The organism is Sanguibacter sp. TS_SC_8 (genome assembly GCF_055361235.1).
The window spans coordinates 196,761-207,343 of record NZ_CM143955.1; the positions used below are offsets into that span (position 1 = coordinate 196,761).

The window sequence follows — 10,583 nt, forward strand, 5'->3', positions numbered from 1 at the left end:
ACGGTTCACAGCACGACAAGCGCCCGTAGCTCAACGGATAGAGCATCTGACTACGGATCAGAAGGTTAGGGGTTCGAATCCCTTCGGGCGCACCATGTTTGACTGACGGCTTCACCCCATGGGGGTGGAGCCGTTCGTCGTTCGCGGATGCGTGGGCACCCGGCTGCCCGGGACCCTCAGCGGGTTGACCCGCGCTCGACGAGCGTCACGGGGACGACGATGTGCTCGGCCTCGGTGCTCTCTCCGGACATGCGCCGCTCGAGGAGCCGGACGGCATGCGTGGCCACCGCGTCGTGGTTGGGGTCCACCGTCGTGAGGCCGGGACAGACGAAGTTGGACACGTCGAGGTTGTCGAAGCCCGCCACCCGCACGTCCTCCGGGATGCGGAGGTTGGCGTCGTGCAGCGCGGACATCGCGCCCAGCGCTGCGGCGTCGGTCACGGCGAAGATGGCGTCGATGTCAGGCCCGTGCTCCAGGAGCAGGTGCGTGGCGGCTCGGGCTTCGCTCATGCTGTACGTCTGGAGCGGGACGACCAGGCGGGGATCAGCGGAGAGGCCGGCCTCGCGGTGCGCCGTCTCCCACCCTCGGCGTCGTGCCGTGGCCATCTCCCGCTCGGAGTCGTGCGACCCGCCGATCACAGCCACCTGCCGCGCGCCGCGCGCGATCATGTGCGCGGTCGCGAGCCGTGCACCTTCTTCGTTGGCGAGGCTGATGTGATCGAGCGCGGCGGGCATCTCGCGCTCACCGAGCAGGACGAGCGGGACGCGCGGCTGGATCTGCAGGAGGTCGGCCGGGGTGAGGTCGAGGGGAGACAGCAGGACGCCGTCGTACAGCTGGAGGCGCGCCAGGGAGAGTGCAGCCTGCTCGGTCTCGATGCTGGCCCCGGTGCGCTCGAGGACGAGGTGGCGTCCTGTCGTCTCGAGCAGCACGGCGATGCGGTCGGCGACGGCGCCGTAGTAGTCGTGGAAGGACGGCACGATCAGGGCCACGGTGTCGGTGCGGCCGGCGCGTAGGTGCCGTGCGCGGAGGTTGATCTCGTAGCCGAGCTCGGCGACGGCCGCGTGCACCCGAGCCTGGGTCTCCGCCGACGCGCGGGGTCGCCCGTTGAGGATGTGCGACACCGTCATCGTGGTGACACCCGCAGCGCGGGCGACATCGGTCATCGTGACCATGACCACCTCCGTCCATAGTGTGGCAGACCCGTGGGTGCGATCGCCTTGACGCGGGATGGGACTGCTGACAAGATGCAGTCTATCGTTAGACAAGGGAGTCACACCGATGCGAGCCGCCCCATTTGGCTACCTGCTGGTGCACTTCGTGGAAGACCACGTCGGGCACGGAGAGCAGATCTTCTTCTCGCTGAGCCGCGGCGACGATGCCCTGCGGTGGCGCCGGCTCAACCAGGGGGAGCCGATCCTGTCCTCGCGCCTGGGCACGACCGGCGTCAGAGATCCGCACCTCGTCCGTCGCCATGACGGGGGATTCCACCTCACCGCGACCGATCTGCGGGTGTGGCGGGCCGACGGGCCTGACTGGGAGGAGTTCCGGCGCCGCGGCAGCCGGTCCCTCGTGGTCTGGGACTCCCCGGACCTCGTGACCTGGTCGGCCCCGCGCCTGGTGCCGGTGGCCCCGGAGAACGCCGGGATGGCCTGGGCGCCGGAGGCGGTCTACGACGAGGACTCCGGTGACTACCTGGTGCACTTCGCCTCGGCCCTCTACGACCACGACGATCCGCTCCACGAGGGGGACGTCCTGGCGCGCCTCCTGGTTGCGAGGACCCGGGACTTCAGGACGTTCGGTGCGGCGGAGACCTACCTCGAGCTGCCGGGGGGCGTCATCGACATGAGAACGGCGTCCGAGGACGGCAGGGTGCACCGGTTCGCCAAGCAGGACGACGCGGCTCCGGGCTCCCAGCAGGTCTTCCACCAGGTGGGCTCGTCGTTCTTCGCCGACGACTTCGTGACGCTCGCCGGCACGATCGGCCAGCACTTCGGCGCCAGCCTCGAAGGTCCGCTCGTCTTCCCCAGCAACGACGGCGAACGGTGGTACCTCTGGGTTGATCAGTACGGTGAGATGCCTCAGGGCTACCACGCGCTGACCACGACCAGCTTGTCCTCGGGCAGCTGGGCACCCGTTCCGGACAGCGACTTCCAGATGCCGGAGAACACCAAGCACGGCGTCGTGCTGCCCCTGCAGGGCGACGAGTGGGAGCGGCTGAACGCGCTCTGAGCCCGACTGTGTACCGCACCGCACGTCTCTCCCGCGACCGCGGGCCCGAACCAGACAGAGTGAGAAGGAGCAGCCATGAAGCACGCACTGGTCGTTCGCGGTGGGTGGGAAGGACACCATCCCGTCGAAGCGACCGAACTCTTCATCCCCTACCTGCGTGACCAGGGATACGACGTCCAGATCAGCGAGTCCAACGACGTCTATGCCGACCCCGAGCGCATGGCCCAGGTCGACCTGATCGTCCAGTCCGTGACGATGTCGGAGATCAGCCACGAGGCATTCCTCGGACTGCGCGCCGCGGTCGAGGCCGGGACCGGGCTCGTCGGATGGCACGGCGGCATCGCCGACTCCTATCGAGCCAGCTCGGACTACCTCCAGCTGGTGGGAGGTCAGTTCGCCACGCATCCCGGCAAGGAGCCGTCCCTGCGCCACGGCGAGGAGACCGACAACTATCTCCCGTACACGGTGGAGATCACCGAGCTGGGGCGTGAGCACCCGATCACGGCCGGCATCGAGGACTTCCAGCTCGAGTCCGAGCAGTACTGGGTGCTGCACGACGACCTCATCGACGTGCTCGCCACGACCACCCATCCCATGCAGCCCTGGCACCCCTGGCACCGGCCGGTGACGTCGCCGGCGATCTGGACCCGACTCTGGGGAGGGGGCCGCATCGTCGTGGTGACACCCGGCCACTCCGTGGAGGTTCTCGAGCACGATGACGTACGAACCGTTGTGGAGAGGGGAATGCTATGGGCGACACGCGCGTGAGCTCGGCCTCGGAAGGCCGGCACGGGATCGGCATCGTCGGCGTCGGGGTGATCTCCGGGATCTACCTGGAGACGCTGGCACGACACCCCCGGATCAACCTGGTCGGAGTCGCGGACCTCGACCGTGACCGGGCCCGCGCCGTCGCGGACGCGCACCCGGGGACGTCGGTCCTCGACGTCGACGCCCTCATGGCGCACGAGGGAGTCGAGACCGTCCTCAACCTCACGGTGCCGCTGGCGCACGAGGAGGTCGCGATGGCGGCCGTCGCCCAGGGCAAGAACGTCTACGGGGAGAAGCCGCTGACCGCGACCCTCCCGGGGGCTCAGGGGCTGCTCGACGCGGCTCGCTCGGCCGGTGTGCTGCTCGGGTGTGCCCCCGACACCGCGCTGGGCACAGGGATCCAGACGGCTCGCGCCGCGGTGGACGCGGGGATGATCGGTCGACCGACCTCTGCCGTCGCCACCTGGATCTCACCAGGCCACGAAGGCTGGCACCCCCACCCGGACTTCTACTACCGGGACGGCGGCGGCCCCCTCCTGGACATGGGGCCCTACTACCTCACGTCGCTGGTCCAGCTCCTCGGACCTGTCGTGGCGGTCTCGGGTGCGGCCAGCCGCTCACGGGACTCCCGGGTCATCGGATCCGGCCCGCGGTCCGGGGAGACGGTGCCGGTCGAGGTCGCCACCCATGTCGCCGGCGTGCTCGAGCACGAGAGCGGAGCGCTGTCGACGGTCACGGTGAGCTTCGACGGGATGCGGACCGCCGCCCGCCCGATCGAGGTCCACGGCGAGGAGGGATCGCTGATCGTCCCCGATCCCAACGCCTTCAGCGGTGACGTCGAGCACTGGGGGACCGGCAGCACCGAGTGGCGTGTCCTGGACCCCACGGCCGGCTATGTCGACGCCGCCCGCGGGGTCGGTCTGCTGGACATGGTGGGTGCCGCACTCCCGGAGGCCACCAACCGGGCGAGCGGGGCGGTCGCCCTGCACGTGCTCGAGGTCATGACCAGGCTCCTCGAGTCCGCCGAGGCCGGGACCCGCCTCCCGGTCGCCTCACGCCCGGTGATCCCGCCGCTCGTGCCGCTCACCGCCTCGAAGGTGTGGAGGGGAGTCGCGTGAGCGCGGTCGTCGACCCCTACGGGCACAGGCGCACGGATGCACGGGTCCAGCTCGTCGACGACCAGGGTGAGCCGTTGCGGGAGGTGGACGTCACCGTGCGCCAGGTGGCGCACGCCTTCGAGTTCGGATGCGCGAGCATGGACCTCGAGCGCGAGCCCGAGGACGTGAAGCGTCTGTGGCTGGACCTCTTCGACACCGCGACCCTGGCCTTCTACTGGGGACGGTACGAGCCCGAGCAGGGCCACACCGCTCGGGAGCGCCTCGAGCGCGAGGCGCGCTGGCACGCGGGTCGTGGGGTGCGGGTCAAGGGGCATCCCCTGGTCTGGCACACCGTCAGCGCTCCCTGGGTCGACCGGCTCCCGGTGGAGGTCGCCGAGCAGCACCTCCGCCATCGCGTGCGCCGTGAGGTGGCGGACTTCGCGGGCCTGGTCGACACGTGGGACGTCATCAACGAGGTCGTCATCATGCCCCGCTTCACCAACGACCCCGACGGCGTGCCCAACGCCATCTCGCGGATCTGCGCGGACAAGGGGCGCGTCGAGATGGTGCGGCTCGCTGTGGAGGAGGCGCGGAGCCAGCGGACCCGCCCGACGCTGGTCCTCAACGACTTCGACCTCGGCCCCGAGTACGAGACGCTGATCTCCCAGGTCCTCGACGCGGGTATCGCCATCGACGCGATCGGGTTGCAGTCGCACATGCACCAGGGATACCGGGGGGAGGAGCAGATCCATGAGATCTGCGATCGTTTCGCGCGGTTCGGACTGCCGCTGCACTGGACCGAGACGACGCTCGTGTCGGGCGACCTCATGCCGGCGCATGTCGAGGACCTCAACGACTTCCAACCCGCCCACTGGCCGTCGACGCCCGAGGGTGAGGTGCGACAGGCGGACGAGATCGTGCGGCACTACCGCACGCTCGTGGAGCATCCGGCTGTGGAGTCGGTGACCTACTGGGGCATGGGCGACGCAGGTGCCTGGCTGGGCGCTCCAGCGGGACTGGTCCGCGCCGACGGGTCGGCGAAGCCGAGCTACCACGCGCTCCGAGACCTCGTCCGGGGCGAGTGGTGGCTGCCCGAGACGCAGCTCCGCACCGACCGGGACGGACACCTGCCGATCACCGGCTTCGCGGGCGCCTACGAGCTGCGGTCGGGCGAGAGGACCGTGGTCGTGGACCTGCCACGGGGCCCGGCGCAGAAGGTGGCCACCATTGCGAGGTGACGGCGCCCAGCCGCGACGACGGCGCTCCCTCCGGGGGCGCCGTCGCCGTCTCGTGCCTAGGGGTTCGCCGGGGGCGGAGCGGTCGACTGCCTGACCACGAGCTCCGTGACGAGCTCCACCCGGGAGGACGTGAGCTCCTCACCGTCGGCGAGGGTGATGAGCATGCGGGCGGCCAGGCTGGCCATCTCGGCGAGCGGCTGGTTCACGGTGGTGATGGGCGGGTCGATCCACTGGGTGAGGGGGAGGTTGTCGTAGCCGACGATGGAGAGGTCCTGGGGGACTCGGAGGCCGAGCTCACGGGCGGCGCGCAGGACGCCGAGCGCCTGGTAGTCGGACCCGGCGAAGATGGCGGTCGGGCGGTCAGTTCTGCCCAGGAGCGTCAGTCCGTGCTCATAGCCGGCCTCGGCATCGAAGGTGCCCCACTTCACGAGCGTCACGTCTCGCACGAGCCCGGCCTCGTCGTGGGCGCTGCGGTAGCCGTCGACCCGCGCACGGCTGCACAGCACGTTGCTGGGACCGGAGATGACTGCGATCCTCGTGTGCCCCAGCGAGATGAGGTGACGCGTCGCGGCGAGGCCACCGTTCCAGTTGTTCGAGCCGACCGTGGGGACACCGGGCGGGGGCTCGCCCTGGGTGTCGACGACGACGTAGGGGATCGACCGGGAGTTCAGCTGGTGCTGCTGCATCTCGTCGAGGCCCGAGAGGACGAGCAGGACCCCGATCGGCCGGCGCGCCATGACATCGTCGATCCACTCCTGAGTCGGGCGGTGCGACCCCCCCAGCTCTGACAGGACCACCCCCACCCGCGCCGGACCGCAGACGCGTTCGACCCCCTTGATGATCTCCTGGGCCCAGGCGTTGTCCGCCTGGTGGATCACGAGCTCCAGGAGGCGTGCGGTCCGGTTCAGCCCTGACGTCGGCTTGCGGTAGTTGTGGCTGGCGAGCGCCGCTTCGACCCGCGTGCGAGTGGCCGCCGCGACGTCGGTCCGACCGTTGAGAACCTTGCTCACGGTGGGGACGGAGACCCCCACCTCGAGCGCGATGTCCGCGATGGTCGCACGGGGGGTGGTCATGGCGCAGTCCTTTTGAGTGGTGGCGTCGAAAGTGTCGGAACCCAGTATGGCAGGCCGGGTCACCGAGTGCGGAATCGTTCACCCGCAACTCGCTAGTCGATCGTTAGACAAAAGTGACCTTGACCACTTGACGAGGGCACGCGCGGCAGCCTAGCCTCCTGAAAGTATCGAAACTGCAGCGATACAGATCGAGAGCACGATCTGGTGGGACCTGGAGCGAAGGAGCTCGGGGATCGATCGGGGTCCGCTGACACGCGGACGAGCGCTTGACTACCGGACGGGCGATGCGCACCGCACTCGGCCCGCCGACTCAATGGGGAGGAACGTAGGACATGGCACACACTGGAGCATCATTCACGCGTCGCAGGACCCGTGCGACGGCCGTCGCGGTCACATTCGCGGTGCTGGGCATGACGGCCTGCGGTGGCGGCGACAGCTCGGGGTCCGACGGCTCTGACGACATCAACTCTGCCGGCGCGATGGAGAACTACGCCGCCGACCAGCAGTTCACCGCGACCGAACCCCTGGACGTCTCGCTGCTCTGGACCGACTGGCCGGAGATGGGCATCAAGGACTCCTGGATGGTCTTCGACGAGATCAAGGAGCGCACGAACGTCTCGCTCGAGCTCACGAACATCCCCTTCAGCGATGCGCTCGAGAAGCGCAGCCTCCTCATCAGCGCCGGCGACGCGCCCTACGTGATCCCCCTGGTCTACCAGGGCGACGAGGTGCAGTACGCCGCCTCTGGCGCGGTGCTCCCGATGAGCGACTACGAGCAGTACATGCCCAACTTCCAGAAGTACGTGGAGGAGTGGGACCTGGGAGGCATGCTCGACAACCTGCGCCAGGAGGACGGTAAGTACTACATGATGCCGGGCCTGCAGGAGGTCTCGGTCCCGGTCTTCACCCTCATCCTGCGCAAGGACATCTTCGACGAGGTGGGCGCCCCGATCCCCGAGACGTGGGAGGAGCTGCGCGAGGGACTGGAGAAGGTCAAGGAGAAGTACCCGGAGAGCCTGCCGCTCGCGGACGGGTTCGAGGGGCAGTCGATGATCAACTACGCCGCGCACTCTTTCGGCACGGTGGGCGGCTGGGGCTTCGGCAACGGCATGTTCCCCGACGAGGCCACGGGTGAGTTCGAGTACGCGCCCACGACCGAGGGGTACAAGGCCATGGTCGAGTACTTCCACGGCCTCGCCGAGGACGGTCTGCTCGACACCGAGTCGTTCACCGCAGCGAACGACGGCGGCGGAACCGTGGTGGAGAAGTTCGCCTCCGGGAAGGTCGTCGCAGCCTCTGGCGCGGCGGGCACCGTCCAGGAGTTCGCCACCGCGCTCGACGTGACCGTCGGAGCGGGCAACTACGAGCTCGTCCAGATCGCCCCGCCGGGCGGGGAGGCGGGCCAGATCGTCGAGCCGCGCAACTTCTGGAACGGCTTCATGCTCACGACGGAGGCGAAGGACGACCCGAACTTCCTCGCCATCCTTCAGTTCCTCGACTGGCTCTACTACAGCCCGGAAGCACGCGAGATGCTGCGGTGGGGCGTTGAGGGAGAGACCTACACCAAGGCCGCTGACGGCACGATCACCCTGAACCCCGAGTACTCTCTCGCGGCGTACAACGTCAACCCGGGTGCACCGACGGACATCCAGAAGGACCTCGGGTTCTCCAACAGCGTGCTCGCCGACTCGACGGAGTCCCGTCAGCTCAAGGAGTCGTACAACAGCCCGCAGTTCGTCGAGTACCTCGACACGGTGCTCTCCTCGCGGACCCCGCGCGACCCGTTCCCGCCCGCTCCTCTCAGCGAGGACGAGCTCGAGCGAGCCGCACTGATGGCGACGCCGTTGAAGGACACGGTGGACACGAACACCCTGAGGTTCATCCTCGGTGAGCGTGACCTCAGCGAGTGGGACGCCTTCGTGGCCGACCTCGAAGGTCAGAACCTCTCGGGGTACACCGACCTCGTCAACGGAGCCCGCACGCGCTTCGAAGAGAACAACGCCGGCTGAACTCGACCAGGTGGGCCGGCTGCCCGCGGGCAGCCGGCCCACCTCACCTCACGAAGGAGTGAGACATGTCAGTCACACCGAAGCGGCTGGTCACGCCGCAGCGGGGAGGGGACTCCCCGGTAGGCGTCGCAGAAGCCGACCGCACGACGGACCTCGACGGCCCGGTCAGGACACCCCCTGACCGCAGTGGGGGCACGAAGCAGGGCACGGGTCGGGGAAGGAAAGCCCCCAAGACCTCGTGGCGTGCGTCGCTGCGCCGCGACTGGGTGCTCTACCTCATGGCGGTGCTGCCGCTGATCTTCCTGCTGGTCTTCCGCTACCTGCCGATGATCGGGAACGTCATCGCCTTCCGGAAGTTCCGGCCCGGCGGAAGCATGTTCGGGGAGGAGTGGGTGGGCCTCCGGTACGTCGAGATGTTCATCAACGACCCGACGTTCTGGCACGTGTTCTCGAACACCGTGATCATCGGCGGGCTCACGCTGCTCGTCTGCTTCCCGTTGCCCATCCTGCTCGCGCTGATGCTCAACGAGGTGCGCAAGCGAACCTTCAAGCGCGCCGTCCAGTCGATCTCGTACCTGCCGCACTTCCTGTCGATCGTGATCGTGGCGGGCATGGTGATGCAGCTCCTCTCGCTCCAGGGGACGGCCAACCAGCTCATCACGGCCTTCGGAGGTGAGGCCATCCCGTTCCTCCAGCGTCCTGAGTGGTTCAGGGTGGTCTACGTCGGCTCCGAGGTCTGGCAGACCGTCGGATGGGGCACGATCCTCTATCTCGCGGCCCTCACGACCGTCGACAGCTCGCTCTACGAGGCGGCCAGGATCGACGGCGCCAGCCGCTTGCGGCAGACGTGGCACGTGACGCTCCCGGGCATCCGGCCCACGATGGTCACGCTCCTCATCCTCAACATCGGCTCCTTCCTCAACGTCGGTTTCGAGAAGGTCCTCCTCCTCTACAACCCGCTGACCTACTCCACGGCCGATGTCATCTCGACGTACCTGTACCGAGTCGGTCTGGTGTCGAACAACCTCAGTTATGCGGCGGCGATCGGCCTCTTCCAGGCCTGCATCGGCTTCGCGATGGTCATGTCCGCGAACTTCATCTCGCGGCGAGCGCTAGGAGCTTCCCTGTGGTGACCGAGACCCGTGCTGACATCCCACTCGTGGTCGAGCGTGCCCCCAAGTCCGTGGGGCCGCGTGACACCAAGGGGTACCGCGCCTTCTCCATCGTGAACGCGAGCCTGCTGTTCGTGGTCTGCATCGTGACGCTCTACCCCTTCGTGACGGTGCTGGCCCAGTCGTTCTCCAGCTCGGGGGCGATCAAGGCCGGGCTCGTCAACGTGGTGCCGGTCGGATTCAACCTCGACACGTACAAGGCGGTCGCCCAGAACGAGATGTTCTGGATCAACTACCGCAACACGGTGGTCTACACCGTCGTCGGGACCGTCATCGCGATGACCCTGACGACGATGTTCGCGTTCGTGGTCTCCAAGACTCACCTGCGTGGGCGGGGCGCGCTGATCGGGATCGCCATCTTCACGATGTTCTTCAACGGTGGCATCATCCCGAACTACATCCTCATCTCCACGCTGGGCATGAAGAACACCATGTGGGCGGTCGTCATCCCGGGTGCCATCTCGGTGTTCAACCTCCTCGTCATGAAGTCGTTCTTCGAGAACATGCCCCGCGAGCTCGAGGAGGCCGCGCAGATCGACGGGCTCGGATGGTGGGGCATCTTCACCCGGATCACCCTGCCGCTGTCCAAGGCGGTGCTCGCCACGATGACGCTCTTCTACTCGGTGGGGTTCTGGAACGACTGGTTCTCAGCCTTCCTCTACCTCGACAAGCAGGAGCTGTTCCCCGTGACGCTGTTCCTGCGGAACCTCATCGCCGGGGCCTCGGCGTCGGCGTCGGAGGGGGCCGCTGCGACGGGCTCGACCACCCTGGCGATCTCGGCAAACATCCAGTCGGTGACCATGATCCTCACGATCATCCCGATCGTGTGCGTCTACCCGTTCGTCCAGCGGTACTTCGTCTCGGGTGTGATGCTCGGCTCGGTCAAGGGCTGACACCCCGGGCTCGTGCTGGCCGCTCTGGTCAGCACGAGCCCGTACCGCACGGCATCGATCGCATCGATCGCATCGATCGCACTGCGGCGTTCTTCTCGCCGCGC

9 protein-coding genes and 1 tRNA gene are annotated in these 10,583 nt (G+C 67.9%); 8 read left to right on the plus strand and 2 right to left on the minus strand.

The window, feature by feature from the left end:
- Window positions 1-19 precede the first annotated feature (19 nt).
- Window positions 20-95: transfer RNA gene (locus ACWA15_RS00850), tRNA-Arg, on the plus strand.
- 81 nt (window positions 96-176) lie between these two features.
- Here ACWA15_RS00850 and ACWA15_RS00855 read toward each other — a convergent pair.
- Entirely contained in the window at window positions 177-1,172 is a 996-nt protein-coding gene (locus tag ACWA15_RS00855; RefSeq protein WP_464057345.1) for a LacI family DNA-binding transcriptional regulator, read from the minus strand.
- A 106-nt stretch (window positions 1,173-1,278) separates the two neighbouring features.
- Here ACWA15_RS00855 and ACWA15_RS00860 point away from each other — a divergent pair, with 106 nt between their 5' ends.
- The 4 genes from ACWA15_RS00860 to ACWA15_RS00875 all read left to right on the plus strand — a co-directional run bounded on the left by ACWA15_RS00860 (window position 1,279) and on the right by ACWA15_RS00875 (window position 5,332).
- Window positions 1,279-2,229, plus strand: a complete 951-nt coding sequence (locus ACWA15_RS00860) for a glycoside hydrolase family 43 protein (RefSeq protein ID WP_464057347.1) — start codon at window positions 1,279-1,281, stop codon at window positions 2,227-2,229.
- Window positions 2,230-2,304: 75 nt separating this feature from the next.
- Window positions 2,305-2,997, plus strand: a complete 693-nt coding sequence (locus ACWA15_RS00865) for a ThuA domain-containing protein (RefSeq protein ID WP_464057349.1) — start codon at window positions 2,305-2,307, stop codon at window positions 2,995-2,997.
- Entirely contained in the window at window positions 2,979-4,115 is a 1,137-nt protein-coding gene (locus tag ACWA15_RS00870; protein ID WP_464057350.1) for a Gfo/Idh/MocA family protein, read from the plus strand. Before ACWA15_RS00865 ends, ACWA15_RS00870 begins: the two co-directional genes overlap by 19 nt.
- Window positions 4,112-5,332 carry an endo-1,4-beta-xylanase gene (locus ACWA15_RS00875; RefSeq protein WP_464057352.1) on the plus strand — a complete coding sequence of 407 codons (1,221 nt, stop codon included), beginning with the start codon at window positions 4,112-4,114 and terminating at the stop codon, window positions 5,330-5,332. The genes ACWA15_RS00870 and ACWA15_RS00875 overlap by 4 nt, the downstream gene beginning before the upstream one ends.
- A gap of 56 nt (window positions 5,333-5,388) precedes the next feature.
- Here the strand turns inward: ACWA15_RS00875 and ACWA15_RS00880 are convergent, their stop codons facing one another.
- The gene (locus tag ACWA15_RS00880) at window positions 5,389-6,405 is read right to left on the minus strand and encodes a LacI family DNA-binding transcriptional regulator (protein WP_464057354.1); all 1,017 of its coding nucleotides are present in this window, start codon (window positions 6,403-6,405) and stop codon (window positions 5,389-5,391) included.
- Between the two features lie 332 nt (window positions 6,406-6,737).
- On the opposite strand from ACWA15_RS00880, the gene ACWA15_RS00885 reads away from it, so the two are divergent.
- From ACWA15_RS00885 to ACWA15_RS00895, 3 genes are all read left to right on the plus strand, one after another.
- On the plus strand, window positions 6,738-8,414 hold the full coding sequence (locus ACWA15_RS00885) for an ABC transporter substrate-binding protein (RefSeq protein WP_464057356.1): 1,677 nt from the start codon (window positions 6,738-6,740) through the stop codon (window positions 8,412-8,414).
- Window positions 8,415-8,479: 65 nt separating this feature from the next.
- Window positions 8,480-9,547: an ABC transporter permease gene (locus ACWA15_RS00890; RefSeq protein WP_464057358.1), complete on the plus strand. Its 1,068-nt coding sequence runs from the start codon at window positions 8,480-8,482 to the stop codon at window positions 9,545-9,547.
- Window positions 9,544-10,479, plus strand: coding sequence for a carbohydrate ABC transporter permease (locus ACWA15_RS00895; RefSeq protein WP_464057360.1), 936 nt, complete (start codon window positions 9,544-9,546; stop codon window positions 10,477-10,479). The genes ACWA15_RS00890 and ACWA15_RS00895 overlap by 4 nt, the downstream gene beginning before the upstream one ends.
- Window positions 10,480-10,583 lie beyond the last annotated feature (104 nt).